Here is a 26,991-nt window from a genome sequence, read left to right on the forward strand (position 1 = left end):
TGCCCCGTGAATCTTGGAAGAATTTTCACGATTTTCGCGCCGGGCGGGCATGGGAAAGCCGACGATCCGCGGACCGTCGGCCTTGTGTTCGCCCCCTCGCCCGATCAGGTGCGGGCGGTCTCCTCGGCCGGGATCGGCTTTTTCAGCGCGATCAGCAGGCCCGTCGTCACCAGCGTGCCGACCACGATCGAGAGCGCATAAAGCCCGAGGTTCGTCACCGCATGCGGGATGGCAAGGACGAAGATCCCGCCATGCGGCGCGACCAGCAGGCAGCCCAGCGCCATCGACAGCGCCCCGGTGATCGCCGAGCCGACGATGATCGCGGGGATCACCCGGGCCGGGTCTTTCGCGGCAAAGGGGATCGCGCCTTCGGTGATGAAGGAGAGCCCCAGCACCGCGGCGGCGCCCCCGGCTTCGCGTTCTTCGGCGGTGAAGCGGTTTTTCGCCACAAGCGTCGCCAGGGCCAGCCCCAGCGGCGGCGTCATCCCCGCGGCCATCACCGCGGCCATCGGCGCATAGGTGCTCGAGGTCAGAAGACCGACGGCGAAAGTATAGGCGGCCTTGTTGATCGGGCCCCCCATGTCGACGGCCATCATGCCGCCGAGGATCAGGCCAAGAACGACGGCATTGGTGGTGCCCAGCCCCTGCAGGAAGGCGGTCATCGCCGCGAGGATCGCCGCCACCGGCTCGCCCACCACATAGACCATCACCAGCCCGGTGATCGCGGTCGAGAGCAGCGGCAGGATCAGCACGGGCTTGAGTCCCTCGAGCGTGCGCGGCAGCTTGATCGCATCGCGCAGCCAGCGCGCCACATAGCCCGCCAGAAAGCCCGCGACGATGCCGCCCAGGAACCCGGCGTTCAGGTTCACCGCCAGCATGCCGCCGATCAGACCCGGCGTCAGGCCGGGACGGTCGGCGATCGAATAGGCGATGAACCCCGCCAGAACCGGCACCATCAGCTTGAAGGCGGCGCCGCCACCGATCGCCATCAGCGCCGCGGGCAGCGTGCCCTCGGCCTCGAAGGCCTTGATGCCGAAAACGAACGAAAGCGCGATCAGCAGACCACCCGCAACCACCAGCGGCAGCATGTAGGACACGCCCGTCAGCAGGTGCATGTAGGGGCCCGAGCGGGTCGCGGCGCGCTGCGCCTTGAGCGCATCGACGGTGTCGGCGAGGCTGGTGCCCAGCACCACGCCCTCGGCCAGGGCCGCATCCAGCACCTTGGCCGCGCCCTTCACCGCCGCGCCGACCGAGGTCTTGTAGACCTTTTTCCCGGCAAAGCGGCTGTCATCGACATGGGTGTCGGCCGCGATCACCACCAGATCGGCGGCCTGGATCTGCGCCGCGCTCAGCGCGTTTTGCGAGCCGACCGAGCCCTGGGTCTCGACCGCGATCTCCCAGCCGCGGGCGGCGGCGGACTTCTTCAGCGCATCGGTCGCCATGAAGGTATGGGCGATGCCGGTCGGACAGGAGGTGATCGCCACCACCTTGAGCGGCCTTTGGCCTGTGTCTGTCGTCATTTGCGGGGTCTCCTCTCCGGTCAGGGCAAGGGCCTCGGCCAGCACCGCCGCCGTCTGGGTGACGGCGCGGGCAGTCGAGGTCCGGTAAACGGGTTTCGTGACGAAGCGGACATCCTCGATGCGGAGGTCGGCGGCGATCACCACCACATCGGCGGCGGCGATCTCGGCCCCCTGCAGCGGCGCTTCGACGCCCTCGGCGGAGTGGCGTTCGACACGGATCTGATGGCCCAGCGCCTGCGCGGTGGCGCTCAGCGCCTCGGCGGCCAGATGGGTATGCGCGACGCCCTTGGCACCGGCGGTCACGGCAACGATCTTCGACATGGGTTCCTCCCCTGCGGCTCAGACGGGCGGCAGCGTTTTGACGGTGACGGTGCGGGCAAGCTGGGTGATGCGGTCCTGCGGCGGCAGATGCGGGCCGATTTCCCCCAGCGCGCCCAGCGAAAAGGCGGTGGCCAGACGGGCGGTGTCGGGCAGGCCCAGCCCAAGCGTCGCGGCATGGATCAGCCCCGCCACCATCGCGTCGCCCGCCCCGACGGTCGAGGCGATCCGGGTCGCGGGCGGGATCGCCAGCACCGCCTCGGCGCCGCGCACCAGCACCGCGCCCGCCGCCCCCATCGAGACGGCGACGAGCCCGACGCCCGAGGCCGCCAGATCGCGCGCGGCCTCGCAGACGGTCTCGGGCCCGGTCAGGCGGCGGCCCAGATGCGCGCCCAGTTCGGCGACATTGGGCTTGACGATGTCGGGCCGCGCCGCCAGCGCCAGCCCCAGCGCGGGCCCCGAAGTGTCCAGCGCCACCCGCGCGCCGCCCTTGCGGGCGAGGGCGGCCAGATCGGCATAGGCCTCGGCGCCGATCCCGGCGGGCAGGCTGCCGCAAAGGGCCACCCAATCCAGACCCTGCGCCAGAAGCTCGGTCAGGGTCGCGGCCACGGCCCCGAGATCGGCAGGCCCCGCGGCGATGCCCGGAAAGTTCAGATCGGTGACCTGATCTTGCAGCGGATCGACGATTTTCACATTCGTCCGCGTCGCGCCGGGCAGGCGCTGGCAGGCATCGACCAGCCCCGTCGCCGCGAAATGGCGCGCGAACAGCGCCGCATTCTCGGCGCCGAGCAACCCGGTCACCGCGACCCCGTGGCCGACATGGGCCAGGAAGGAGGCGACATTGACCCCCTTGCCGCCCGCATCGATGCGCGAGGCGGCCACCCGGTTCACCGCATCGGCGGTGAAGCCCGGCACGGTCACCGTCTGATCGACGGCGGAATTGAGCGAAACCGTGGCGATGCGCAGCGTCATTTCAGCCCCCGCACTTCGGCCGCGGTCGTGCAGGCCAGCGCGCGGCGTGCCAGATCCCGGTTTTGCGCCATCGCAGAGTGGCGCAGCTGCGCCTTGATCCCCGCCACCGCCGGGATCGAGACCGAGAGTTCCCGCACCCCCAGCCCCGAGAGCACCGCGGCCCCCACCGGATCGCCCGCGATGCCGCCGCAGGCGCCGACCCAGATCCCCGCGGCCTCGGCCGCGCGCACGGTGCTGTCGATCAGCCGCAGCACCGCCGGATGCAGCCCGTCGGCCTGTTTTGCCAGCACCGGATGCATCCGGTCCATCGCCAGCGCATATTGCGTCAGGTCATTCGTGCCGATCGAGAAGAAATCGACCCGTTTCGCCAGTTCCGGCGCCATCATCACGGCGGAGGGGATCTCGATCATGATCCCGATCTCGACCGGTGCGGCGCCGACCTCCAGCCGGACCTCCTCGGCGATGCGGCGGGCGGTTTCCAGCTCCTCGATCATCGCGATCATCGGGAACATGATGCGGACCTGCCCCCCGGCCGCGGCCCGGTAGATCGCCCGCAGCTGGGTGCGGAACAGGTCTTCGTGCGACAGGCAAAAGCGGATGCCGCGCTCGCCCAGGAACGGGTTTTGTTCAACGGGCATGCGCAGATAGGGGATTTCCTTGTCGCCGCCCACATCCAGCGTGCGGATGATGATCGGCAGCCCGTTCAGCGCCGAAAGCATGGCGGCATAGATCGCCAGCTGTTCGTCCTCGCCGGGCGGGGCCTCGCGGTTCACGAACAGGAATTCGGTGCGCAAAAGCCCCACGCCCTCGGCCCCCGCCTCGACCGAGGCGATGGCCTCGGCCACGTCCGAGATATTGGCAACCACCTCGACGCGCGCGCCATCAAGCGTCAGCGCGGGCTTGTAGCGTTCGCGCGCCTCGGCCTCGCGTTGCGCCGCCAGCGCCGCCATCGCGGCCTCGGCCCGGGCTTTGTCGGCCTCGGTCGGGGCAACGACGATCACCCCCGCGCCGCCATCCAGCAGAACCGGCGTGCCGCTGGCCAGATCAAGGAGCCGCGGCCCGACCCCCGCCACCGCCGGAATATCCAGCGCCCGCGCGATGATCGCGGTATGCGAGGTCGGCCCGCCCTGCGCCGTGGCAAGGCCGCGCACCAGCGCCGGATCGAGCCGCGCGGTATCGGACGGCGTCAGGTCATCGGCCAGCAGGATGCAAGGCGCGGTGGGCAGATGCGTCTCGCCCGTCCGCACCCGGCCCAGATGCTGCAGCACGCGCTGGCCCGCATCGCGCAGATCGATGGCGCGGCCCGACAGCACCGCATCCTTCATCGCCCCCAGCATGTCGGCGCGGTCGGAAAAGACCCGGTGCCAGGCAAACCCGGCCGAGCGGCCCTGCCCGATCAGCGCCTTCGCCTCGGCGACCATTTCGGGGTCGTGCAAAAACTCCTGATGGGCACGAAAGATCGCGGCGCGGGCGGGGCCGGATTTTTTCCAGACTTCGTCGTGCAGCTCTTCCAGCTCGTGCCAGGCGGTCTGCAGCGCGGTGTCGAGCCGGTCGGTTTCAAAGGCCGCATCCGCACCGTCGGTGTCAAAGACCACCTCGTCGCGGGCAAAGCGGAAGACGGGGGCAAACGCGTATCCCGGCGAGGAGGAGATGCCATGAAGGGTGCGCCCCTCGTAGCAGGCCATCGACGCGATTGCCCCCGTCAGACCGGGCGTCGCGGCTTCGGGGGCCGCCGCACCGGTGTCTTCTTCGTCCTCAAGCCCGGCCGCAAAGGCCGCGGCCAGCGCCGCCAGGGCGGCATCGGCCTCCGGGCCCTCGGCGCTGACGCGCAGGGCCGCGCCTTGCGCCGCCCCCAGATTGAGAAGCGAAATCAAGCTTTTGCCATTCGCCACCTTGGCGCCGTTACGCACACGGATCTCGGCGGCAAAACCCTTAGCCAGATCGACCAGCGTGGTCGCGGGCCGGGCATGCAGCCCATGCGCGCCGCTGACCACGACATCGAACCCCTGCGCGAAATCGGCGGGCGCCCCGGCCGGGGCCGCCACCGGCGCCGCGGCGCCGGTCAGCCGCGCGACGATCACCGCCGCATCCGTCGTCGTCGCCAGCCGCTCGGCCTCGGCTTCGTCGGCCAGAACATCGGTCAGATTGCTCAGCACCTGCAGGTGCTCATCCGATTTCGCCGCGATCGCCACCACCAGACGCGCGGTGTCGCCCGGCGCCCATTCGACCCCAGCAGGCAGCTGCACCACCGCAATCGCCGTGTCGTGGATCAGGTCGCGGTCCTGCGGCAGGCCATGCGGAATCGCGATGCCATTGCCCAGAAAGGTATTCGCGACGGCCTCGCGGCCCATCATGCTCTGGCCGTAGCGCGGGTCGATCTTGCCCGCCGCGGTCAAAAGATCCACGGCCTGCGCGATCGCATCGGCCTTGTCGGTGGCCGTCTTGCCGATGGCCACAAGTTCGCTGGTCAGGGGTATCACGGTTCCTCCTCGGCATCGGATGTGCGATGATCCTGGGGGACGAAGCGCCCGGCAGATGAATGGAGTATGTCGCCCGTGACGGCCCGGCTTGTAACAATTGTCATCCTGGCGCTGAGCCTGACCCGCGCCGAGGCGCTTGAAGTGCTGACCCGCGACGGCGGCCCGATTGCCGGGCCCGCGATCGCGCATGGGGCGGAGTTCGCGCGCGAAACCGGCGTCGCGGTGCAGGTGACGCCCCGCCCCTTCGATGCGCTTTACGGTGCGGTGATGATGGGGTTCGTCACCGGCCGTCCGCCCGCCGATGTGCTGATCCTGCCCGCCGACTGGCTGCCCGATGTCGCGCCTTACCTCATGCCGGTGCCCGCGGCGCTGGTGGAGAGCCCGCTGGTGCGCGGCATCCACCCCGCCTATCGCGACCGGCAGATGCGCTGGCGGGGGCAATGGCTGGCGGTGACGCTGGACGGCGATCTGCACATGGGCGCCTATCGCCGCGATCTGTTCGAGGATCCGGCGACGCGGGCGGCCTATCGGGCGCAGACCGGCCGGGCGCTGGAACCGCCGCGGAGCTGGGACGATTACGCCCGCATCGCCGCCTTTTTCCACGCCCGCGGCCTTTCCGGCACGCTCGAAGCCTCGGCCGAGAACGGGCAACGGCTCTGGTCGCTGTTTTCCCATGCCGCCGCCTATACCGCCCATCCCGACCATCCGGGGCATTTCTTCTTCGACCCCGAGACGATGGCGCCCGAGATCGACAACCCGGCCTGGGTCCGGGCGCTGCAGGATTATCTGGCGGCGCTGGCCACGGCGCCCGGGGCGCCGCTGCCCAGTCACGCGGTGCGCACGGAATTTGCCGCGGGAAGGGCGGCGATGGCGCTCGACTGGTCCGATATCGGCACGGTGGCGACCGATCCGGTGAGTTCGAAAATCCGCGACCGGGTCGGGTTCTTTGCGCTTCCGGGCGCCGATCAGGTCTGGAACCCGGTCGCGAAACGCTGGGACCGGCTGGCGGCGCCGCGTCCGGTGCCGTTCCTCGCCTTTGGCGGCTGGATCGCCGTCGTGCCGCGCGGCGCCGCCGATCCGAACGCCGCCTGGGATTACATCGCCTTCATGGCCGATCCGGCGCGGGCGGCGCAGGATGTCATGTCGGGCGCCTCGGGCTTCAACCCCTACCGGCTCTCGCAGCTGGATGACACCGCGGGCTGGGCGCGGCTGATGGGGCCGCAGGCGGCCGGGGATTATCTGTCGGTGCTGCGCGAAAGCCTGTCGGCGCCGCAGACCGCGCCGGATCTGCGCCTGCCGGGATATCCCGCCTACATGGCCGCGCTGGATGCCCGGATCGGCCGGGTGCTGGCGGGCGAGATCTCGCCCGAGGTGGCACTGGCCGCCGCCGCCGCAGATTGGGACCGGATCACCGATCGCCTTGGCCGCGCCAGCCAGCGCCGCCACTACCGCGAGGCGATGGGGCTGGAGGCGGCGCCATGAGCCTTTGGCGCGGCATTCAGGGGCGGCTGTTGCTGATCGTCGCGCTCTCCACCCTGGCGATGGCGCTGGCGGGGGTCGCGGCGATCCGGGCGCTCGATCAGATCGGCGAGGCGGCAGAGACCGTCACCGGCCGCGATGTGCCCGCGATGGCGGCGGCCTTGCGGCTGGCGCGGATCGGCGACCGGCTGCAAAGCCGCGGCGCCAGCCTGATGGCCGCCAGCACCGCCGAAGCGCTGAGCGAGGCGCAGCGCGCCATCGATGCCGATCTGGCGGCCTTTGCCGAGCAGATGCGCGCCCTGCGCGCCGCCGCGCCCGGGGAGAACTCGGATCAGATCGCCACGCTTTCGGCCGATCTGGCGGCGCGGCTGCGCGCGCTTTCCGCCGATCTCGACCGGCTCCGCGCCGTTGCGACACTGCGCGCGGCGGAACGGGCAAAGATGCTGGCGCAACAGGATTTTCTGCGCCAGCTGCTGGGCCCCTCGATCCTCGCGGTGGAGGCGATCACCGCAGGTGAGACCCTGCCCGACCCAGAGATCTACCGCACCGCCGTGCGCTCGCAGGCGCCGCTGCTGGCGGCGGAACGGCTGACCGACCGGGCGATGTCGGAGCTGCTCCTGGCGGGCGATGCGCGCGACGCGCCGGCGCTGCAGGCTGGCCGCGCCGCCTATCGGCGCACGCTGGCGCAGCTTGACGCCACCGGGGCGGCGCTGCCCGCGGGCTTGCGCGCCGAGTTCCGCAGGGCCCTTGTCGCCTTTCACAATCAGGCAAAAACGGGCGGGATCTTCGATCTGCAGGCCGAGGACATGGCCGCCCGCGCCCGGGCCGAGGCCGATCTGCGCGGCGCGGCGGCGCGGGCGGCGGATCTGAAGACCGCGGTCGACGGCCGGGTGATCGCCGCAAGCACCACCACCGCCGAGGTGACCGAAAGCCTGCGCCGCACGATTCTGGAACGCACCGCGCAATTCGCGGCGATCGGCCTTGCGGTGATCCTGATCGCCGGGGGGCTGTCCTATGGTCTGGTGATCCGGCCGCTCGCGCGCAATCTGCGCGGGGTGACGGCGGCGATGGTGCGGCTGGCCGCGGGGGAACGCGACGCCACCGTGCCCGGCGCCAGCCGCGCCGACGAAATCGGCGATCTCGCCCGCGCCTTCAGCGTCTTTCGCGAAAACTCGGCGCAGGTGGAAAAGCTGGACCGCGAGCTGGCGGAACGCTCGAGCCTGCTTCTGGCGACTTTCGAGACGATGAAGGACGGGTTTTCCGTCTTTGATCGCGACCGGCGGCTGGTGGCCTGCAATCCGCAATATCTGACGCTGCATGATTTCACCGCCGCGGAGGTCGCCACCGCCCCCACGATCACCGAGATCAACCGGATGCTGACGGCGCGGGGGGTGCAGGCCAGCCTGCCCGACGGCACGCCGGTCGACTTGGACGATCTGGTGCCGCGGCGGCTGGCCGGGCCGACGCGGATCGAGATGCGCTTTCCCGCGGGGCGGGTGCTGGAGCTGCGCTCGAACCCGATCCCGATGGGCGGTTTCGCCACGATCCACATGGATGTGACCGAAAGCCGGGCGACGCAAAGCCAGCTCTTGCACGCGCAAAAGCTGGAGACGGTGGGCCAGCTGACCGGGGGCATCGCGCATGATTTCAACAACATCCTGGCGGTGATCATCGGCAATCTGAACATTCTGGCGCGCGAATTGGGCCCCAGCCCGGCGCTGAAGGCGCGGGCCGAGCGTGGCCTGTCCGCCGCCAACCGCGCCGCCGGGCTGATCAACCGGCTGTTGACCTTTTCGCGCCGCCAGCGCCTTGCCCCCGAAAATGTCGATCTGAACGGCCTCGTGCACGGGATGCTGGATCTCTTGCAGTCAAGCCTGGGGTCGGGGGTGCGGATCACGCCGGATCTGGCCGCGGATCTGCCGCGGGTGCGTGTCGATCCGGGGCAGCTGGAAAACGCGCTGATGAACCTGGCGGTGAATGCCCGCGACGCGATGGAGGGGGCCGGAGAGATCACCGTCACCACCCGGCGCGCCGCCGATGGCTTTGTCGAACTGGCCGTTTCCGACACCGGCGCGGGCATCCCGCCCGACCTTCTGGATCAGGTTTTCGAGCCCTTCTTCACCACGAAACCCGTGGGCAAGGGCAGCGGGCTGGGCCTGTCCATGGTCTATGGTTTCGTGCGGCAATCGGGCGGCACGGTGACGATCGACAGCGCCCCGGGGGCGGGCACCCGCGTCAGCCTGCGCCTGCTGGAGAGCCCCGCGCCCGAGGCCCCCGCGCGCCCCGAAGGGCTGGACACGGCCGAGGCCTGCATTCTGGCCGTCGATGACGACGCCGACCTGCTGGAGATCACCGCCGATCAGCTGCGCCGTCTGGGCCATGCCGTCGTCACCGCGCCCGACGGGCTGAGCGCGCTTGAAATGCTGCAGGAAATTCCCGAAATCGACCTGCTTTACACCGATCTGGCGATGCCGGGGCTGGACGGCCGGGCGCTGGCCGAGAAGGCGCAGGCGCTGCGCCCGGATCTGCCGGTGCTCTTCACCTCGGGCGCGCCGGGCAAGGCGGGGGCGGATCTGCCGAACCTGTTGCGCAAGCCCGTCCCCGAGGAGGTTCTGGCCGCGGCGATCCGCCTGACGCTGGAAGATCAGAGCCGCCGCACCTCGGCATCGAGCACATAACCCGCGCCGCGTTCGGTGCGGATCAGTTGCGGCGCGCGCGGATTGGGCTCGATCTTGCGCCGCAGCCGCAAGATCAGCACGTCGATGGTGCGGTCAAAGACCTCGCCGCCATCGGCGCGGGTGCGTTCGAGCAGCTGATCGCGGCTGAGCACGCAGCGCGGTGCCCGCACAAAGGCCTCCAGCAGCAGGAATTCCGCATTGGTCAGCGCCACCGCCTGCCCCGCGGGGGTTTCCAGCACCCGCGCCGTCAGGTCGATCACCCAGCCCGCGAAGCTGCGCCGGTCATGTTCGGTCAGCGCAACCGGCACCGCGGCGGCGCCCGAGCGGCGCAGCACCGCCTTGATCCGCGCCACCAATTCGCGTGGATTGAAGGGTTTGACCACATAATCATCGGCGCCCATTTCAAGGCCGACGATCCGGTCCACATCGCCGCCCAGCCCGGTCAGCATGATGATCGGAATCGCGGAAGTTGCCCGCAACCGCGCGGCCAGGCTCAGCCCGTCCTGATCGGGCAGGCGCAGATCAAGCAAGATCAGATCGGGCGCAGCCGCCGCCAGCGCGGGCGCCACCTCGGCCGCGGTCGCCGCCTCGGTCACCTCCCAGTCGCGCGATTCGAGCTCGTAGCGCACAAGCTCGCGCACATCCGGGTCGTCATCGACGATCAGAATCCTCACCATGCCGCAGGCCTCCCCGGCCTCACCATAAAAGGGGATCGCCCCGCCCGCCAGCCTGCAGGCGTTCGGGAATGCGGGCGGTCAGGAGTGCGGGGCGGCGGGGTCTTCGGTCGGGCTGTCCTCTTCCTCGGCAAGATCGCCCGGAATGACGTAGCTGCCCCTCAGCCAGCGCGCCAGATCGACATCGGCGCAGCGTTTCGAGCAGAAGGGGCGGTATTTCGGCTCGGTCGCCTTGCCGCAGATCGGGCAGCTCATGTCCGCCCCGCCAGCAGGGACGCCAGCGCCGCCCGGTCACGCTTGCGCACGAGTTCGTAAAGCCCCAGCGGCGTCCAGCCCGCAAGGCTGGTTTCCGCCGCTTCGGTCTTGAAGGCCGCGCGCAGCTGCTGTTCCAGCACCAGACGGTCTTTCTTCGGCATCGGCGCGAAATCGACCACGACCTGACCGCCCAGCCCCCGCAGCCGCAGCTGCCGCGGCAGATCGCGGGCAGCGGCGATATTGGCTTTCAGCGCCGCGGCGGGCGAGGTGTCGGCGCCGGTGTTCACATCGACGGCGACCAGCGCGCGCGTCGGCTCGATCATCAGGTGACCGCCGCCGGGCAGCGCCACGCGGGGCGACAGAACCGCGTCGATCGCTTCCAGAACGCCATGATCTTCAAAGCCCTCCACCACCTCGTCGGGGGCGGGATCGGCCCATTCGCGCCAGGCTTCCTCGTGCGGCGCAGGCGCATCGACGAGCAATTCCGGCGCGCCCTCGACATCGGCCAGAACCGCCTCGGCCAGCTCGCGCAGGCCCGCCAGATCCTCGACGATCTCGCCTTCTTCCGCGCCCTCGCAGGCCGAGCGCAGGATCAGGCCCATCTCCGAGCCCTCCATCACCACAGCCGCCAGCGCCTGCAGACCTTCGCGCGTATCTTCCTCGCGGATGCGGCGCGAGACATTCAGCCCCGGCGCGCCCGGGGTGACGATGCCGTAGCGGCCCTTGAACAACAGCCGCAGCGTCACCGGGATCGCCTTGCCCGGTTCCGCCCCGCCCGAGACCTGCACCAGCACCGATTGCCCCGGCGACAGCCCCTTGGCGTCTTTCAAAAAGCCCTTTTCGGCCCCCGGAAGCGCCACGAACAGACCGCCCTGCCCTTTCATCGGCCGTTCGATCTTCGCGCGGCAGATCGCACCGGGCGCCAGCGCCATCGCGTCCGAAACATCGACAAGCAGGTCTTCGAGCTGGCCATCGACCATCAGCGCGGCGGCCTCAAGCCCGCCGACCGCGCCCAGAACCACGATCCGACCCTTCATGCGTCCTCTCCCATGGCAAGGCCCGCCGCGCGCAACAGCACGGCGGTCTCGGCCAGCGGCAGGCCGACGACGCCGGTGAACGAGCCTTGAATCCAAGGCACGAAGGCCCCGGCAAGGCCCTGAATGGCATAGCCGCCCGCCTTGCCCTGCCATTCACCGCTGGCAAGATAGCCGTTCACTTCCGCATTCGAGAGCGGGCGGAATTTCACCACCGTATCCACCAGCCGCTCGCGCAGGCCCAAGGCCGTGCGCACGGCAACCGCGGTCAGCACATGATGGCGACGGCCCGACAGCAGCCACAGGAACTCGGCCGCTTCCTTTTCATCGGCGGGCTTGCCCAGAATCCGGCGCCCGCAGGTGACGGTGGTATCGGCGGTCAGGATCACCTCATCGCCCGCACAATCCAGCACCGCCGCCTTTTCGCGCGCCATGCGCGCGACATAGGCGCGGGCATCCTCGCCGCGTTCGGGGGTTTCGTCGATGTCGGGGATACGCACCTCGGCCGGGGTCAGACCCAGCTGACCCAGAAGCTCGCGTCGCCGCGGGCTGGCCGATCCGAGGATGAGCTTCACTTGAAGCGGTAGTTGATGCGACCCTTGGTCAGGTCATAGGTGTTCATTTCCACCTGCACCCGGTCGCCTGCCAGAACACGGATGCGGTTCTTGCGCATCTTGCCTGCCATATGCGCGATGATCTCATGGCCGTTTTCCAGCTCGACCTTGAACGTCGCGTTCGGCAGGAGTTCCTTCACGACGCCGGGGAATTCGAGCATTTCTTCCTTGGCCATGGTCACTCCATTGGGGATACCCGCACGGATGCGGCGGGCGCGCTTTCTTTGCGCCCGCTAAAGGCAGAATTCAAGGGCAATGTCAAGATTTTCGGGGGGATTCGACCACGGTGCGGATCTGCACCGCCTGCAGAGGCTGCTCCGACCAGTGCTGGAACAGCAGTACCGAGCCGTCGCGGCGGCTGTGCGTGACCTGGTCCAGATCGACCGTGGCGACGACCCAGCCGGGTTCGTCATAGCCCCCGATCGCCAGCACGCCATCGTCCGGCCAGCCCGCGTCGGGGGGGCCGTAGATCCCTGCGGCGCCGTGATTTTCATCGACCGCGGGGCACCAGGGCGCAAGGCCCACGACCGGCGCCTGCACCGTCACGCACTGGTTTTCCAGGGCCCGCGCCTGCGCCCCGATCCGCACCCGGTTGTAGCCCGCGGCAGCATCGGTGCAGCTCGGCGCCAGCAAGATCTCCGCCCCCGCTTCGCACAGGGCCCGCGACAAAAGGGGAAATTCGCTGTCATAGCAGATCACGATGCCGATCTTGCCGATTCCGGTCTCGAACAGCGTGAGTCCCCGGCCCGGGCCGATGGTCCAGTCCTCGCGTTCGAAGCGGGTCATGATCGCCTTGTCCTGATGGCCGATCCGCCCCGCGGGGCCAAACAGCACGGCGCGGTTGCGCAGATCATAGCCGTCCTGCGCCGGGCCCGAGGGGGCAAGGATGTAAAGGCCGAATTCGATCGCAAGGCCCTCGAAATGACGCTCCATCGCGGCGCGGTGGTGCAACACCTCGGCCACGGCGCGGCGCAGATCGGCGGCGACCTCGGCCCCGCCAAGGCTGGCCAGTTCCATCGCCGCATATTCGGGAAAGACCAGCAGATCGGCTTTCTTCAAGGCCGCCATCTGCACCCAGGCGCGGGTCTTGGCTTCATAGCCGGCCCAGTCCTCGGCCCAGTCGAGCGGATAGGCCGCGGCGGCGATGGTGACATGTCTCACAGCGGCCTCCCCCAGAATTGCAACGGTTTCGCAGTCTCGCCCGCGGCGCCGATATCCGTCCAGCGGAAATGCGCGATCACGCCGGGCAGGGGCACATAGCCGCGCTTTTGCCAGAACCCGTCAAGCGGGCGGTAAGTGTCTGGTTTCAGTGGATGATCCTTGGGGCGGATCACCGCGCAAAAGGCGCTGAAGCGGCGGCCGAGCGCCCTTGCATGGGCCTCGCGCGCGTCGAAGAAGGCGTGGCCAAGGCCCTGGCCGCGATAATCGGGCAACAGCACCGACTCGGCGCAGTAAAAGACCGTCTCGAGCGGCAGGCCGGTCGGGGCGAAGGAGGCGGCGAAATCCTCCGCATGATCTTCCAGCGGCGTGCCGGTGGCGGCGCCCACCAGCCGCGGCCCGTCAAAGGCGCCGACGACGACGGCGCCGGGCGAGGTCCGGTAGCTTTCCAGATAGCGGCGTTCATAGTCCAGCGAGCCCTCGTAAAGATAGGGCCAGTCGCGAAAGACCGCGATGCGCAGCGCCGCCACATCGTCCAGCGCGGCATCAAGCGCCGGGCCGGTCAGAACCCGCGTTTCCATCAGCGGACCTGACGGATCCAGTCGGCCAGGTTGTAATAGGTGGTGACGCGCTGGATGCGGTTGCCGCGCAGGGTGAAGAAGCTGCCCGCGGGCAGGATGTAGCTTTGGCCGCGCGCCTCGGGCAGGCCGTCGTCGGTGGCGATGTAGCGGCCATGGACGGTAAATTCCGCCGCCGCGCGGCTGCCCGCATCATTCGCCATCACCACGATGTCGGCCAGCGTCTCGCGGTAGCAGCGGGACATGTGGGCGTTGAAGGCGCGGAAGGTTTCGACGCCGCGGCGGATTTCGCCCTCGTTGACGTGATGCTCGAAATCCTCGGTCAGAAGCGCCTCCATCGCCGAGGTGTCGCCCCGGTTGAAGGCGTCGTAATAGGCGGAAATCACGGCAAGGGCGGCGGCGCGGGGCATCGGATCCTCCATCTGGTGCCGCATCTGTGGCATGAGCGGCCGGTTTGGTCAAACCTTGGAACCGGCAGGGCATGGGGCAAAAGCGGCATGGGGTTCGGGCGGGGAAACGCGACCCGCGTTTCCCCGCCCGCGGCGCCCCGGTTGTGGCATGACCGTTTCAGCCCGCACAACAGAGGGCAGCGCCCGGCCCGGCGGGCGAGAAGCGCCCGCCATGGGCGGGGCGGGCGCTGCCCGAGGGCCTCTGGGCCCTCGGGGGTCGCGGGACTGCTGTGAGGCATGGCCAAGGCGATGGCCTTGGCCAAGGCAGCTCACGCCAGCGCCGCCCGCACGGTTTCCGCCATCGGCACCGTCGGCCGCCCGATCAGCCGCGAGAGCGTCTGGCTGTCGTCGTAAAGCGCCCCGGCCGTGCCCACCACCGCATCGGATTGGGCCAGCGTCGCGGCAAAGGCGGCGGGCAGGCCGAAGCCTTCGAGCGCCTTGGCATAGTCCGCCTGCGTCATGTTCACATAGGCGACCGGCTTGCCCGATTGCGCCGCGACCTCGGCCGCAAGCTCGGCCATGGTGAAGGCGCTGTCCCCCGCAAGTTCATAGACCTGCCCCTCGTGGCCCGGCTCCAGCGCCACCACCGCCGCCGCTTCGGCATAATCGGCCCGCGGCGCGGCGGCATATTTCCCCTCGCCCGCCGCGCCGATCAGCGCCCCATGCGCCAGCGCCGCGCCAAGATTGCCGGTCAGGTTCTCGGTGTACCAGCCGTTGCGCAGGATCGTATAAGCGACGCCCGAGGCCTTCAGCGCGGCCTCGGTCGCGATGTGATCGGCGGCCAGCAGCGTCATCGGCGAGGCATCGCCCTTGAGCACCGAGGTATAGACGATCCGCCCCACGCCCGCGGCCTTGGCCGCCGCGATCGCCCTGGCATGCTGCCCGGCGCGGTCGTTGAAATCATTGCTGGAAATCAGCACCAGCACCGAAACTCCGGCCAGCGCCGCCGCATCGGGGGCGGTGTAGTCGAAGGCGCGGGCCTCGTATCCCACGATGCGCGCGGGCGTGCGGGCAAGGGCGACGGGCGCGGCGCCGCGGGCTTTCAGCGCGGCAAGGACAAGCGTCCCCAGTTGTCCGGTGGCGGCAGAGACGGCGATGGTCATGGGCATTCCTTTCGTTGACTTGCCCGATCTCGCCACAGGTGCTATCAAAACGTAAGTACCCACATGAATGTAAGTATCCGAAAAAGATGCACAGCCCCCCCGCCGTCCTTGCAGAGCTGCCGCGTGGCGATGTTCTGGCCGCCGACTGCCCGTCGCGGCAGATCCTGCAGCATGTCACCTCGCGCTGGGGCGGGCTTGTGCTGATCGCGCTTGGCCGCGAAACGCTGCGATTCGCGCAGCTGCGCCGCAAGATCGGCGGGATTTCCGAGCGAATGTTGGCGCAGACGCTGCAGGTGCTGGAGGCCGACGGTCTGGTGGCGCGGCACGATCACGGCGAGGTGCCGCCGCGCGTCGATTACCGCCTGACGCCCGCGGGCTGGGAAATCGCGACGCGGGTCTTTGCGCTCACCGACTGGATCGAGACGCATCTGCCCGATCTGCTGGCCAGGCGGGCGGAAAAGGCTCAGGCCCTCGGCTGACCGAAGCGGGCAAGGATATGATCGCGGATCTGGTCGCGGGTCTGGCGGTAGTAATGCAACCGCGCCTCGCGGCCCTCGCCCAGCCCCGTCGGGTCCATGATCGCCCAGTGCTCGACCTCGATGTGGTAAAACCGCGTCAGATCGAGCGCCTGATGGTAAGACGCGGGGGAGAGCGCAATGACCAGATCAAAGCCCCCCAGATCGTCGCCCATCTCCTTGAGTTCATGAAAACTTCTGGCCTGATGCCGTTCAAGGTCGACGCCGATTTCGGAACAGACGGCAATCGCGAACCCGTCGGTGTCCAGATCGGCCTTGACCCCCACCGACTGCACATAGACCTCGCGGCCGTAGAACTGCTTCATCATCCCCTCGGCCATCGGCGAGCGCGTCGCGTTATGGTCGCAGCAGAACAGGACGGCGTTGGGAAGCTTGCCCATCAGCTTACCGGGGTCAGCACGCAAACAAGGGTGAAGAGCCGCCGGGCGGTGTCGATGTCGATATCGGCCTTGCCGGTCAGGCGTTCCTGCAGCACGCGGGCGCCCTCGTTGTGAATGCCGCGCCGGGCCATGTCCACCGCCTCGATCTGGCTGGGCGGCAGTTTCTTCACCGCCTCGAAATAGCTTTCGCAGATCTGGAAATAATCCTTCACCACCTGCCGGAACGGGCCGAAGGACAGGTGGAACTCGGCCACCTTGGCGCCGGTTTCCAGGCAGGTGTCGAAGACCAGCCGCCCGTCGCGCACCGAGAGCGTCAGCGCAAAGGGCCCCTCGGGCGCTGGGGCGCCGTCACGGCCGGGGATCACCCAGCTGTTGTCCTCGAGCAGGTCGAAAACCGCGACGCGGCGCTCCTGCTCGATTTCGGGCGTCGGCGCGGGCAGGCCGGAATCGTCGATGTCCAGACGCGTTATGCGGCTCATTCTGTCGCCTTTTCGTTCAATGCATCAAGACGCGCGCGGACCGAAAGCCCATGCGCCTGAAGGCTTTCCGAAATGGCAAGCGTCTCGGCGGCGGGGCCGATGGCACGCAAAGCCTCGGGCGTCATTTTCGCCAGCGTCGTGCGCTTGAGGAAATCCATCACCGACAGCCCCGAGGAAAACCGCGCCGAGCGCGCCGTGGGCAGAACATGGTTCGGCCCGCCGACATAATCGCCGATCGCCTCTGGCGTCCATTGGCCAAGGAAGATCGCCCCCGCATGGGTGATCTGCGCGGACAGCGCCTCGGGGTCGGCGACGCAAAGTTCAAGGTGTTCCGGCGCGACGCGGTTCGAGAGCATTGCCGCCTCGGCCAGATCGCGGGTGACGATCACCGCGCCGAAATCGCGCCAGCTCGCCCCGGCGATGTCGCGCCGTTCAAGCGTCTCAAGCCGCTTTTCCACTGCCGCGGTGACGGCCTTGGCGAAACCGGCATCCGGCGTCAGGATCAGCGCCTGCGCCGATTGGTCGTGTTCGGCCTGGCTCAGCAGATCCAGCGCCACCCAGTCGGGGTTTGCGGTTTCATCCGCGATCACCAGAATTTCCGAAGGCCCGGCGATCATGTCGATGCCGACCCGGCCAAAGACCCGCCGCTTCGCCGCCGCGACAAAGGCATTGCCCGGCCCGGTGATCTTGTCCACGGGCGCGATCGTCGCGGTGCCATAGGCCAAAGCCGCCACCGCCTGCGCGCCGCCGATGCGGTAGACCGTGTCCACCCCGGCGATCTCGGCCGCCAGCAGCACCAGCGGATTGACCACGCCCCCGGGCGTCGGACAGACGACGACCAGCCGCTCCACCCCCGCCACCTTGGCCGGGATCGCATTCATCAACACGGACGAGGGATAGGAGGCGAGCCCCCCCGGCACGTAAAGCCCGGCGGCCGAGACCGGCGACCAGCGCCAGCCCAGCTCCGCCCCCGTGGCCTCGGTCCAGCGCTCCTCCATCACCGGCATCTGCCGGGCGTGATAGGCGCGGATGCGCTCCGCCGCGAGTTCCAGCGCCGCGCGCTCGGCCGCGGGCACACGGGCGATTTCGGCCGCGATCTCGGCTTTCGAAAAGGCGAGCGTCTCGGGCGTCAGATCGAGCCGGTCGAATTTCGACGTGTAATCGATCACCGCCGCATCGCCGCGCGCGCGCACCTCGGCGATGATCGCCGCCACCGTCGCATCGACATCGGGGCTGTCCTCGCGCTTCATCCCCAGAAGGGCGGTGAAACGGGTCTCGAAATCATCGGCATCGGTGGTCAGGAAATGCGGCATCATGGGCTCCTTCTTGACCAAGGGGATAGAGCGAAGCGGGACGCGGGGCAAGCTTCGCGCGCGGCCGCGCCCTGCGGCATCCGCCGCGAAAGAGCGTATTTGGGCCAAGAAAAAGCATGTGGTTTTTTCTTGGTGCAAATACGCCTCTGCCTTGCGGGCCGGGGGCGCGCTTTCAGATCAGGCGCTTGCGCAGGGGATGGCCCAGAAGCCAGCCGCCACCGCCGCCGCGGTCATCCATCTGCCAGCCCTGACGGCGGTAGAAGGCCAGCGCGGTGTTCGTGGCTGTCAGCCGCGCCTCGACGCGGCCATGGGCGCGCAATTCCTCTTCCAGCGCCGCCAGCAGGGCGCGGCCGCAGCCCTTGCCCTGCGCCTCGGGCGCGGCGAACAGCAGGCGGATCCGGCCCTCTCCGTCGGGCTGATGGCGCCAGTCGATCGCGCCCACGGCGACGATGCCCTCGGGCTCCGCGACGAACAGCCGCTGGTCGGGGTCGTGCAGGATCGAGGCGAGCGCCATCGGGCTGTTCGAGGCGACCCAGGGCCGGATGCGCTCCGGGTCGTCGCGATGATCGGCGCGGCACAAAGCAGTGATCGACGCGCCGATCACCGCCGACAGGACGGGCAGTTCCTCGGATCGGGCAGGACGGATCATGATCTTCGGCCTTCTATTCCGGGTGGGTCGGCGCCTGACCCGAAACGGCCCGGTAGGGCCGCGTCACATCCCGCAGATCGACGGACAGGCATTCGACCCCGGCGGCAATCGCACCATCCCCCGCAAGGGTGATCACCACGCGCCCTGCCCCCTCGCCCCCCGGCTCGAAGGCGATGTCGAGCAGCGACAGCACCAGATCCGGGTCCTTGCGGTCAAACCCCTGCGAGGCGACCTGGATCACATCCGAGAGCACCAGAAGCGACTGCACCCGCTCGTAGGGGCGGCGCTCGGCCTCGGCCGCGGCCTTGTCCTCCCAGCGGAAACGGTTGAGCAGCATCGAGAGCTGCCGGGCCTTCGGCGCGTAGCGGATTTCGGTCGCCGGCAGCACGGCATCCTGCACCAGAGCCGCCAGCACGCCCAGATCCGCCGCGCTTTCCGCGCGCAGGTTCAGCGGCCCTTCGGCCCCGTCGTCAAACCGTGCATCCCGGCTCATTCGCCCTTCACCCGTTCGATCTGCGCCCCGACGGCGCGCAGCTTTTCTTCCACCCGTTCGTAGCCGCGATCAAGGTGGTAAACGCGACTGACCACGGTTTCGCCTTCGGCCGCCAACCCGGCCAGAATCAGGGAAACCGAGGCCCGCAAATCAGTTGCCATGACCCGGGCGCCTTTCAGCCGGTCAACGCCGTGCACTTTTGCAACACCGCCATGCACCTCGATCCGTGCCCCCATCCTGGCCAGTTCCGGCGCATGCATGAAGCGATTCTCGAAAATCCGCTCTTCCAGCACCGAGGTCCCCTCGGCCGTGCACAAAAGCGCCATCATCTGCGCTTGCAGATCGGTCGGGAAGCCGGGGAAAGGCTCGGTCACCACATCGACGGCGCGGATGCGGCCGTTCTTGCGTTTGACCTTGAGGCCGCGGGCGGTTTCCTCGACCGAGATCCCGGCGGCATCCAGTTTCTCGCAGAAGCTTGCGACCAGCTCGATCCGGCCGCCCAGGCATTCCACCTCGCCGCCGCAGATCGCAGGCGCCAGCATGTAGGTGCCCAGCTCGATCCGGTCGGTGACAACCGGATGCGTCGCCCCGTGCAGCCGATCGACGCCCTGAATGGTGATCGTCGCCGTCCCCTCGCCCTCGATCTGGGCCCCCATCGCCCGCAGGCAGCGGGCGAGATCGACGATTTCCGGTTCCCGCGCGGCGTTTTTCAGCACCGAAGTGCCCTTGGCCAGAACCGCCGCCATCAGGAAATTCTCGGTCGCGCCGACGCTGGCAAAGCGCATCTCATGCACCGCGCCCTTCAGCCCGCCGCGCGCATTGGCGTGCAGATAGCCTTCCTTCAGCTCGATCTCGGCGCCGAGCGCGGTCAGCGCATCGATGTGAATGTCCATCGGCCGCGCCCCGATCGCGCAGCCGCCGGGCAGCGACACGACGGCATGGCCGAGCCGCGCCAGCAGCGGGCCGAGCACCAGATTCGAGGCCCGCATCTTCCGCACGATGTCATAATCGGCGACCGGGTTGATCTCGCCGTGGCACGAGGTGGCGAGCACCTTGCCGTCCTGCAGCGCGGTGACCTCGGCGCCGAGGCTGGCCAGAAGCTGCGTCATCGTGCGGATGTCGGAAAGCCGCGGCGCATTGGTCAGCGTCAGCGGTTCCTCGGACAGCAGGGTGGCGGGCATCAGCGCCAGACAGGCGTTCTTCGCGCCCGCGATCGGGATCTGCCCGGAAAGCGGCCCGTTGCCGCGCACAAGGATACTGTCCACTCGCTCACTCCTCCGGGCCGGTTTCGGCCGTCTCGTTGTTGTTTTCCTCGGCCGAGCGCGCCCGCGCCTGCGCCTTGCGCCGCGTCAGATTGGCGCGCAGGGCAGCGGCCAGACGCGCATCGCGCGTGGCGTCAGAGGCGGTTTTCCGGCTGGGGGTGTCCTTTGTCATGGGCCCTTTTAGCGAGGCCGATGAAATGTGTCGAGAGAGGGTGAATATTTGGCTTGCGCACCCCGCCCGAGTCGTCTAAATCCCCGCCACGGTCAACGAAGACCAGCGTGAAAGCGCCGGATGCTGCAGTAGCTCAGTGGTAGAGCACTCCCTTGGTAAGGGAGAGGTCGAGAGTTCAATCCTCTCTTGCAGCACCATAACTTAGCCAATTCGCGCCCTTCCTCTTGCACAGTTATCCGCACAGTTTCACCGCCGTTCGATCACTTCGAGCGCCGGCTCTTGATGGTGCGGGCTGTGGTGCCAGTAGTGCTTGCGGATCGTCTCGGGCGAGGTGTTGAAGTATTCGGCGGCATCTTCGACCCCAAGCCCCGCAGAGATTGCCCAGGTGATTGCGGTATGCTTGAGAACGTGCGGAGAGACGTCTTCAAGCCCCGCCCTCTCGGCCGCGCGCCGGATGCCGGTCTTGATGTTCTGCACCGGCTTCCCGCGATACATCACGACATGCGTGCCGCGATGCGTCCCCCACCTGCTCAAATGCCCGCGCATCTGACGCGGCAAACGAATGCGGCCGCGCCGCTTGTTCGTCTCGGCCTGCCCTTCCTCGCGAAACCTGACCGTGCCCTGGTCCAGATCAATGCGGGTCCACGTCAGCTCAAGAATCGCACTCGCCCTGCGCCCGGTGTAAAGCGACAACAAGATGAACCGACGCACATGCGGCTCGGCATGGCGCAGCAGCTTCGCCGCTTCCTGGCGCGTCAGCCATCGGTCGCGCGGCTCGCCCGCATCGGGCAGGGAAACCGTGATAGGATGAATGAGGATGCCCTCTTGATGGGCATAGTTGAGAGCCGCTTGCAGCACCCCCAATTCGCGCCGGACGGTCGAAGCGCCAGCGGTCACGACGCGGGAAATGGCCTTGCCGGTCTTCGATGTGGTTTCGATCTTGCGCGGCTTGGCCCGCTCGCGCTCATATCGGCGGCAGGTCGAGCCTTTCACGGCATCGCAGGTCAGATCCGCCCAGAACGGTGCAAGCGCCTGAATCGAACAAGCCAGCGTTTGCGGCGAAGCAAGCAGCCTGCCCCTATCTTCAGCATAGAGTGCCAGCACCTCACCCACGGTCAGTTCCCCCGGATGGGCAGGACCATGCCGCCGCTCGATCTGCTTGCGGGCGAGGTATTCCGCGAGAGCTGCTTCAGCTTCGCCACGCTGCTCAAGGCCATATCCTGTCCGCTTTTGGGTGCTGCCGTCGCGAATGACCCACTGGCGTTCATCGTGTCGGAAGTAGAGGCGGGCCGGTTGTTTGTGCCTTGGCATTGCAGATACTCCCGAAGGGCATGCCTGGTGGTGTAGAAGCGCTTCCCGATCTGTGTTGCCCAGAGGCTACCCTCACGCCGCGCCTTGCGAAGCGCCGAAACAGAAACGCCTGAATGCAGAAAGTCCGCAGCCTCTTCGAAGGTCATCAAACCGAAACCCTCCAACGCAGGCGCATCCGAGTGCAGATCGCGTGGTTGAGAGACCATGGCCTTAAGCTCCTTGGGCCAAGCGGATCGCGGGGCGCGGCAGTCGATCCAAGACCATGTGAGCCATCGCCCCCATGCAAAACAGGATCACCGGCCCCTGAATGTGATCGTCGGCGAAGAACGTGTTCCCGAAGAACGTTTCTTCGGAGATGTCCTCGTCGTAGTAGAACTGAGTTTTCCCGTTCGCCCAGATAATCAGCCATTCCGGGGTTCTCATGCCCGCAACACCGAACGATTGCTCGGCTTCCGCGATCAGGATCGAGTCGAGGGCAGCGTCTTCGATCATCGAAGTCCTTTCAGCCCCACCTTCATGCGCGCAAAGTCGATCGAGAATTTCTTGAGGGATTGCCCCAACCTGCCCTTGCGCGGCGGCCTTAGCCCCCTCCGAATAAGCCCTCGAACTGTGCAGCATGACGAGAAAAATCGACCTCGCCACTTCGACAGCGAAGCCACTTGCCGCGCCTGGCGTGAGGCCGCGAGAAACAAGAGCCTGCATCGCCACCATGATCAGAACGTCAACGATGGTGTAATGGCCATGCCTTTCATTCTTTGCCAGATGTCCGGATCTGCGCCAGTTGCGCACGGTCGCTTGCGGCACCTTGGTGACCTCCTCGGCTTCGCTCGGGGTATAGGTTTCAAGTTCCAGCTTCATGCGTGCAGCCCCAGATTTTGAGTAGAGCTACACGCATATTTTTTTCGTGTCAACAAACACATTTTCGCGCAGTGACTTCATGGGTCGTCAAGGAGCACCGTCCTCGATCATTGCAGATAACAGACGTCGCGGAAGACCCGCGTCACTCGGCCAATAACTATGGCGTGACATTCGTCCCGATCCAGAAAATGGATTGCCCCGTCTGGGCTGACCACCCGAAACTTCCCGCCCGGCCACATGGAAAACTGAGCAATCTCGCCCGTGATCAACCTGAATTTTGCGTCCGCGTCGATGCGATCGACCGGGGTCAGCTCGATCAGATCACCCTCGCGGTATCCAAGGGCAGGTATGTCCAAAAGGACGCGCACATAGCGAACAGAATTCGGCTCATCTGCGCTGTTGAAAGGGGAGATCCTGGCGGCAGGCAAGCCCGGGGCGTTCCCCGAAGCGGGGTTGATAGCAGGCATGGTGTTGCGTCCTCACTTTGACGATAAGATCGACTGTGTTCTGGTGGCAGCTTGGAAAAGCCGTTAATGCCTCACAAGTCTCCCATCCGAACTGACACCAGTTTGGTGTGACACTATCTTGGTGTCAACACTATTTTGGTGGCATGTCGCCTGCTCCCTGCTATTATCCCTACATGGCAAAGCAAGACGACTGGATCCGGATAACCCTGCGCCTTCCGCGCGACCTCCATGCCCGAATTACGGCAGCAGTGGGGGCGGCGTCGCTGAATGCGACGATTGTTACTTCTCTTGAGGAACGGTTCCCCGTTTCCGCTGAGGAGCGGCTGAGGGCGCTCTTGGATGAATACGATGAAGCCATGGCCGAAGACGGTCCGAACAAGGAAAATCTGCGCAAGCTCTATGAATGGGGCAGGCAAATTCTTGAACGTGAGCTGAGAGCGAAAAAAACAAGAAAGCCCCTTCGGCGCCTGCCACAACATCGAAAACAAAAAGTCGAAGAGATCAACGATGATTGAAGTCGGGAAGAAATACACCCTTGTGATGCTTGAGCTGACCGATGCTGGCTATTGCAAGGGATCGACGGGCGTAACCGTCACAGGCCGAGATGGAAATCTGATCGAAGTGAACGGGTGTGAGGTCATCAACACTGCATCACCCCTGTTCCACTCGTTGACGGATGACGAGGGGCAGAAAGCATACTTTGAGAAACTTGAGGCTTCATTGTTCTAGGCCTGATCTATTATGATCATGGATAGTGACGAGCGCCGCGCCTTGCGAGGGCCGCGCTCTCTCGGGGTTTACCCACTCACCGAGTAACGGGGACGCTTTGCGGGGACTGTTCCGCAGGCGCGTCCTGCCCTTCCCTATCAGGCCAGCGCGTCTCCACCGCCCCAGTTCACCGCCTTGAGCGCCCCGGCCAGTTCCTCGGGCGAAAGCCCAAGTTCCTTCGCGCGGCCCATCGCCTCGATCAGCTGCGAGAGCGCCCGCGCCCGCCCGCCTGCATCGAAGGCTTGCAGCGGACGGCCCACGTCGATCATCACGGCCCCGCCCAGCTTGGCGCTTGCTTCCTCGGCCAGAAGCTCGGCCATCGGCTGCAAGATCCAGCCCGCAAGGTGGCGCTGCGCCTCTCGCACAAGCGGCCCCTGCGCCGAAAGCGAGAACATGGCAGGCAACACCCCATAGGCCGCGCAGATTGCGCCCCGTGCTGCGTCGAGAAGATCCGCCGGCATCGCCCGTTGAAGGTCCGGGGTCAGTTGATCGGGCACCTTTCCAGCGTTCGGGTGCATCCCCGCCCCCACGGCCTGGGCCACGCCTTCCACGATCAACGCAGAGCCGCGACGGCCTTTGAAGGCGGAACGCATCGCGGCCATGTCGTCGGCGCTGCCCTCGGGCATATGCGCGATCTGACTGCCGATCGGCGCATCCCGCCAAGTATCCCGAAGCGCCGTCTCGATTTCATGCAGAAGCGAGGCGGTCAGGCTGGCCCGCCGCAGCGGCGCCTGTCCGGTCCAGGGCGCCACCGGATCGACGCCCAGACGCAGGTGCAGCACCTCGGCCGCAAGAACCGTGGTCGAGGTCGAGCCGCCCGCCTCCGGGACGGTGACGCGATAGGCCCTCGGGGTGCCGTCCTTGGTCGACAGATCCCAATCGGCGCAGGGAATGAGCCGGTCGCGGATCAGAAGCACCGCCTCGCCCCGGATCGCCGCAGAGCGCGCAATGAGCGCCATCGTGCGACGGTCCAGAAGGTCGGTGCCGGTCACATCGGCCTGCGCGAAGGCCGATTCCCAGAGCGAGACGCATGTCTGCACGGTCGCGGTCAATTCAGCGATGCCAGAGACGCCCGCGACGTAGCTTTCGCGCGCCGCGATGATCTGCGCCGTGTAGCCTGCTGCCATTGCCGATCGGGTCTCTGTCTTCCGTTTGAAGGGCCACATCGTCAGAGCCTCCACCGATTGAGGGGGTTCACCGCGCCCCGGAAGGGCTGCCGGTCTTGGTGCGTTTCCCAGCCCCGCGCCTCGATCTGGGCTTGCGGATAGGCCGGAACCGTCACCGCCGAGACCTCGAACAGCGCCGCTTGCGTCACGGTGCGCACCAGATCCGCGCCGCGCCGTTCCACCCGCTCGCCGCCGTTCGGCACCCGGAAGCCGGGCGACAGGCCCCGGATCAGGCCCGCCCGATGCGCGGCAAGGAAGTCCCGCCCCCAGCTGGTGGCGCCATCCACCGTCGCCTCGATCTCCACCGCAAGGTCAGTGCTGCGAAGCCGCAGGGTGCCCGCCGCCGTCGAGGCGAGGGGCCATTGGTAATTGTGTTGGGCGAGAAGGTGGATTTCCTCGCCCGCCTCGATCCGGGCCCGGAAGGCATGGGGTGCGAACACCTCGCGCTTGCCGGGCGCCAGTTCCGTTTCGGCGCCATAGGGGAACACCGCCCGGAGAGCGGTCGCGCCGCCCTCCGAACGAATTTCCAGCGCGCCAGATGCAGCGCCCCAGAGCATCAGGCCACCTGCACGCCGGTCAGGAGTTCCAGTTGCGCACCGCGCGCCACCGTCACATCGCAGGTGGTGAGCGCAGTCAGCCGCAGCCCGCCCGAGGCGGCATCGCTGAACGGATCGCGGATCAGGTCCACCGCGCCCCACATGCCGACGAAGATCGGAGCCACGCCGCCCGCCGAGGTGGTCAGAAGCGCATTGCAGGCCGCAGGCGTGCCGGTCGGGGCCGCAAGCGCCGTCGAAGACATGGCGATGCCACCCAGCTTTTCCGCCATCCGGTCGAACTCGTATTTCGGCGCGGCGGTGGCGGTCAGTTGATCTTCCATGAAGCTCCACACCTCGGGCCGGATCAGGGCCAGAACATCGGCGGGGGTCGAGGCGGCATTACGCGCCATGAAGCGCACCACGGCATTGCGGAAGGTCGCCCAGGACGCAGCGGCGTCAACCGCCGTCGCGGTGATGCCATAGGTCGCCGCCCCGATGATCACCCCCAGCGGCTGCCCATTCGCGCCGGTGCCGAGGAAGATCGCCCGATCAAGCTCGGCCTGCATCGCCCCGGCCATGTCGCGCCGGATCGCGGCTTCGAGCGCCTCGCCCGATTGCATCAGCGCCTTGCGGGTGATGCGCATCTGAACGCCGAGGGTTTGCTCGGGCTTCAACGCCTTGTCGGTCGTGGCATAAGCGGTCGGCCCCGCGACGGCGCCGGTCTCGCCGGTCGCCCAGCCCGCCGAAACGGTCGAGGTCGCCACCGGCCATTCGACGGCACCGGCGCCGATCGCGATCATCTGCGCGCCCATCCGCGCCGCGACAGAGGCCGGGAAAAGCCGGTCGATGATCGGGCGCGTCTGAACCGGGTCGGGGGTGCCGGTCGAGACGGTTTCACCGGCCCGCGCCTCAAGGGCCAGAAGCGGAACCGGAATGCCGCGATAGCCGCCCGCATTGCGCAGCTCGGTCACGACTTCGGCAGTCCTGCCGTCGAGGGGGCGCCCCTCACCGTTCAGAACGGCGATCACTTGGCGCATCTGAAAACCGGCCACCAGTTCCGACCATTCGCGGCCCGCGCGGGTTTCGAGGTCGGCCCCGGCCTCGCGCCGTTCGGTGTCCTCGGCAATGAGCGCGGCACGGTAGCGGGTCTCGTTCGCCCGATATTCGCCGTCAAGGGCTTCCATCGAACGGATCTCGTCTTCGGTCGGGGTCGGCTTCCCGGCCAGCTCGGCAAGTTTCTGGCGGATTTCGCTTTGCCGCCGTGCGATCTTCACAGATTCCAACATGGG

The 26,991-nt window shown here is 67.6% G+C and carries 30 protein-coding genes and 1 tRNA gene; 6 read left to right on the forward strand and 25 right to left on the reverse strand.

What is annotated here, in order from left to right; translation table 11 throughout:
• Positions 1-104: 104 nt before the first annotated feature.
• The 3 genes from LY44_RS06320 to ptsP are packed head-to-tail and all read right to left on the reverse strand — an operon-like array spanning position 105 to position 5,290.
• Positions 105-1,841: a PTS fructose-like transporter subunit IIB gene (locus LY44_RS06320; RefSeq protein ID WP_055212595.1), complete on the reverse strand. Its 1,737-nt coding sequence runs from the start codon at positions 1,839-1,841 to the stop codon at positions 105-107.
• Positions 1,842-1,859: 18 nt separating this feature from the next.
• Positions 1,860-2,810: a 1-phosphofructokinase gene (gene pfkB / locus LY44_RS06325; RefSeq protein WP_081024409.1), complete on the reverse strand. Its 951-nt coding sequence runs from the start codon at positions 2,808-2,810 to the stop codon at positions 1,860-1,862.
• Complete coding sequence (gene ptsP, locus LY44_RS06330) at positions 2,807-5,290, reverse strand: phosphoenolpyruvate--protein phosphotransferase (RefSeq protein WP_055212593.1); 2,484 nt, start codon at positions 5,288-5,290, stop codon at positions 2,807-2,809. The genes pfkB and ptsP overlap by 4 nt, the downstream gene beginning before the upstream one ends.
• 66 nt (positions 5,291-5,356) lie before the next feature.
• On the opposite strand from ptsP, the gene LY44_RS06335 reads away from it, so the two are divergent.
• Positions 5,357-6,772 (forward strand): ABC transporter substrate-binding protein, encoded by a 1,416-nt coding sequence (locus LY44_RS06335; protein ID WP_055212591.1) that lies wholly within the window; start codon positions 5,357-5,359, stop codon positions 6,770-6,772.
• Positions 6,769-9,447, forward strand: coding sequence for an ATP-binding protein (locus LY44_RS06340; protein WP_055212589.1), 2,679 nt, complete (start codon positions 6,769-6,771; stop codon positions 9,445-9,447). Before LY44_RS06335 ends, LY44_RS06340 begins: the two co-directional genes overlap by 4 nt.
• Here LY44_RS06340 and LY44_RS06345 read toward each other — a convergent pair.
• The 9 genes from LY44_RS06345 to LY44_RS06385 all read right to left on the reverse strand — a co-directional run bounded on the left by LY44_RS06345 (position 9,414) and on the right by LY44_RS06385 (position 15,312).
• The gene (locus LY44_RS06345) at positions 9,414-10,124 is read right to left on the reverse strand and encodes a response regulator (protein ID WP_055212587.1); all 711 of its coding nucleotides are present in this window, start codon (positions 10,122-10,124) and stop codon (positions 9,414-9,416) included. The two genes, LY44_RS06340 and LY44_RS06345, sit on opposite strands and share 34 nt — an antisense overlap.
• A gap of 78 nt (positions 10,125-10,202) precedes the next feature.
• Positions 10,203-10,376, reverse strand: coding sequence for a DNA gyrase inhibitor YacG (locus LY44_RS06350; protein WP_055212585.1), 174 nt, complete (start codon positions 10,374-10,376; stop codon positions 10,203-10,205).
• Positions 10,373-11,413, reverse strand: a complete 1,041-nt coding sequence (locus LY44_RS06355) for a ribonuclease E/G (RefSeq protein WP_055212583.1) — start codon at positions 11,411-11,413, stop codon at positions 10,373-10,375. Before LY44_RS06355 ends, LY44_RS06350 begins: the two co-directional genes overlap by 4 nt.
• Entirely contained in the window at positions 11,410-11,985 is a 576-nt protein-coding gene (locus LY44_RS06360; RefSeq protein ID WP_055212581.1) for a Maf family protein, read from the reverse strand. Before LY44_RS06360 ends, LY44_RS06355 begins: the two co-directional genes overlap by 4 nt.
• Positions 11,982-12,200 carry a translation initiation factor IF-1 gene (gene infA / locus LY44_RS06365; RefSeq protein WP_055212580.1) on the reverse strand — a complete coding sequence of 73 codons (219 nt, stop codon included), beginning with the start codon at positions 12,198-12,200 and terminating at the stop codon, positions 11,982-11,984. The genes LY44_RS06360 and infA overlap by 4 nt, the downstream gene beginning before the upstream one ends.
• A gap of 82 nt (positions 12,201-12,282) precedes the next feature.
• Positions 12,283-13,185, reverse strand: a complete 903-nt coding sequence (locus LY44_RS06370; protein WP_055212577.1) for a carbon-nitrogen hydrolase family protein — start codon at positions 13,183-13,185, stop codon at positions 12,283-12,285.
• Positions 13,182-13,763: a GNAT family N-acetyltransferase gene (locus LY44_RS06375; protein ID WP_111395977.1), complete on the reverse strand. Its 582-nt coding sequence runs from the start codon at positions 13,761-13,763 to the stop codon at positions 13,182-13,184. Before LY44_RS06375 ends, LY44_RS06370 begins: the two co-directional genes overlap by 4 nt.
• Complete coding sequence (locus LY44_RS06380; RefSeq protein WP_223230676.1) at positions 13,763-14,170, reverse strand: ketosteroid isomerase-related protein; 408 nt, start codon at positions 14,168-14,170, stop codon at positions 13,763-13,765. Before LY44_RS06380 ends, LY44_RS06375 begins: the two co-directional genes overlap by 1 nt.
• 308 nt (positions 14,171-14,478) lie before the next feature.
• Entirely contained in the window at positions 14,479-15,312 is an 834-nt protein-coding gene (locus LY44_RS06385; RefSeq protein WP_055212572.1) for an NAD(P)H-binding protein, read from the reverse strand.
• Positions 15,313-15,398: 86 nt separating this feature from the next.
• Here LY44_RS06385 and LY44_RS06390 point away from each other — a divergent pair, with 86 nt between their 5' ends.
• The gene (locus tag LY44_RS06390) at positions 15,399-15,791 is read left to right on the forward strand and encodes a winged helix-turn-helix transcriptional regulator (RefSeq protein ID WP_055212570.1); all 393 of its coding nucleotides are present in this window, start codon (positions 15,399-15,401) and stop codon (positions 15,789-15,791) included.
• On the opposite strand, the gene LY44_RS06395 is transcribed toward LY44_RS06390, so the two are convergent.
• The 7 genes from LY44_RS06395 to LY44_RS17870 all read right to left on the reverse strand — a co-directional run bounded on the left by LY44_RS06395 (position 15,776) and on the right by LY44_RS17870 (position 20,596).
• A complete protein-coding gene (locus LY44_RS06395) occupies positions 15,776-16,228 on the reverse strand; it encodes an arsenate-mycothiol transferase ArsC (protein WP_055212568.1) in 453 nt (150 codons plus the stop codon). The genes LY44_RS06390 and LY44_RS06395 overlap by 16 nt on opposite strands.
• The gene (locus tag LY44_RS06400) at positions 16,228-16,707 is read right to left on the reverse strand and encodes a UPF0262 family protein (RefSeq protein WP_055212566.1); all 480 of its coding nucleotides are present in this window, start codon (positions 16,705-16,707) and stop codon (positions 16,228-16,230) included. The genes LY44_RS06395 and LY44_RS06400 overlap by 1 nt, the downstream gene beginning before the upstream one ends.
• The gene (gene hisD, locus LY44_RS06405) at positions 16,704-18,020 is read right to left on the reverse strand and encodes a histidinol dehydrogenase (RefSeq protein WP_055212733.1); all 1,317 of its coding nucleotides are present in this window, start codon (positions 18,018-18,020) and stop codon (positions 16,704-16,706) included. The genes LY44_RS06400 and hisD overlap by 4 nt, the downstream gene beginning before the upstream one ends.
• Before the next feature lie 172 nt (positions 18,021-18,192).
• Positions 18,193-18,669, reverse strand: a complete 477-nt coding sequence (locus tag LY44_RS06410; RefSeq protein WP_055212564.1) for a GNAT family N-acetyltransferase — start codon at positions 18,667-18,669, stop codon at positions 18,193-18,195.
• A 13-nt stretch (positions 18,670-18,682) separates the two neighbouring features.
• A complete protein-coding gene (locus LY44_RS06415) occupies positions 18,683-19,162 on the reverse strand; it encodes a DUF2948 family protein (RefSeq protein ID WP_055212562.1) in 480 nt (159 codons plus the stop codon).
• Entirely contained in the window at positions 19,159-20,427 is a 1,269-nt protein-coding gene (gene murA / locus LY44_RS06420; RefSeq protein WP_055256406.1) for a UDP-N-acetylglucosamine 1-carboxyvinyltransferase, read from the reverse strand. Before murA ends, LY44_RS06415 begins: the two co-directional genes overlap by 4 nt.
• 4 nt (positions 20,428-20,431) lie before the next feature.
• Positions 20,432-20,596 (reverse strand): hypothetical protein, encoded by a 165-nt coding sequence (locus LY44_RS17870; RefSeq protein WP_162838689.1) that lies wholly within the window; start codon positions 20,594-20,596, stop codon positions 20,432-20,434.
• 122 nt (positions 20,597-20,718) lie between these two features.
• Between LY44_RS17870 and LY44_RS06425 the strand changes: the two genes are divergently transcribed.
• A tRNA-Thr gene (locus LY44_RS06425) sits at positions 20,719-20,793 on the forward strand.
• Positions 20,794-20,842: 49 nt separating this feature from the next.
• Here the strand turns inward: LY44_RS06425 and LY44_RS06430 are convergent.
• The 3 genes from LY44_RS06430 to LY44_RS06440 all read right to left on the reverse strand — a co-directional run bounded on the left by LY44_RS06430 (position 20,843) and on the right by LY44_RS06440 (position 23,232).
• Entirely contained in the window at positions 20,843-21,907 is a 1,065-nt protein-coding gene (locus LY44_RS06430; RefSeq protein WP_065118424.1) for a tyrosine-type recombinase/integrase, read from the reverse strand.
• A 210-nt stretch (positions 21,908-22,117) separates the two neighbouring features.
• Positions 22,118-22,765, reverse strand: coding sequence for a MerR family transcriptional regulator (locus LY44_RS06435; RefSeq protein WP_055212554.1), 648 nt, complete (start codon positions 22,763-22,765; stop codon positions 22,118-22,120).
• A gap of 107 nt (positions 22,766-22,872) precedes the next feature.
• Positions 22,873-23,232, reverse strand: a complete 360-nt coding sequence (locus LY44_RS06440; protein WP_146707206.1) for a hypothetical protein — start codon at positions 23,230-23,232, stop codon at positions 22,873-22,875.
• A gap of 173 nt (positions 23,233-23,405) precedes the next feature.
• Between LY44_RS06440 and LY44_RS17610 the strand changes: the two genes are divergently transcribed.
• Both LY44_RS17610 and LY44_RS17615 read left to right on the forward strand, forming a co-directional pair.
• Positions 23,406-23,747 carry a hypothetical protein gene (locus LY44_RS17610; RefSeq protein ID WP_146707207.1) on the forward strand — a complete coding sequence of 114 codons (342 nt, stop codon included), beginning with the start codon at positions 23,406-23,408 and terminating at the stop codon, positions 23,745-23,747.
• A complete protein-coding gene (locus LY44_RS17615) occupies positions 23,740-23,961 on the forward strand; it encodes a hypothetical protein (protein WP_146707208.1) in 222 nt (73 codons plus the stop codon). The genes LY44_RS17610 and LY44_RS17615 overlap by 8 nt, the downstream gene beginning before the upstream one ends.
• 137 nt (positions 23,962-24,098) lie before the next feature.
• Here LY44_RS17615 and LY44_RS06450 read toward each other — a convergent pair whose 3' ends face one another.
• The 3 genes from LY44_RS06450 to LY44_RS06460 are packed head-to-tail and all read right to left on the reverse strand — an operon-like array spanning position 24,099 to position 26,988.
• A complete protein-coding gene (locus LY44_RS06450; protein ID WP_223230677.1) occupies positions 24,099-25,127 on the reverse strand; it encodes a phage portal protein in 1,029 nt (342 codons plus the stop codon).
• A gap of 41 nt (positions 25,128-25,168) precedes the next feature.
• Positions 25,169-25,723 (reverse strand): HK97 family phage prohead protease, encoded by a 555-nt coding sequence (locus LY44_RS06455; RefSeq protein WP_055212545.1) that lies wholly within the window; start codon positions 25,721-25,723, stop codon positions 25,169-25,171.
• On the reverse strand, positions 25,723-26,988 hold the full coding sequence (locus tag LY44_RS06460; protein WP_055212543.1) for a phage major capsid protein: 1,266 nt from the start codon (positions 26,986-26,988) through the stop codon (positions 25,723-25,725). Before LY44_RS06460 ends, LY44_RS06455 begins: the two co-directional genes overlap by 1 nt.
• Positions 26,989-26,991 lie beyond the last annotated feature (3 nt).

It is taken from the genome of Rhodobacter capsulatus, assembly GCF_003254295.1.
Lineage (GTDB): Bacteria > Pseudomonadota > Alphaproteobacteria > Rhodobacterales > Rhodobacteraceae > Rhodobacter > Rhodobacter capsulatus.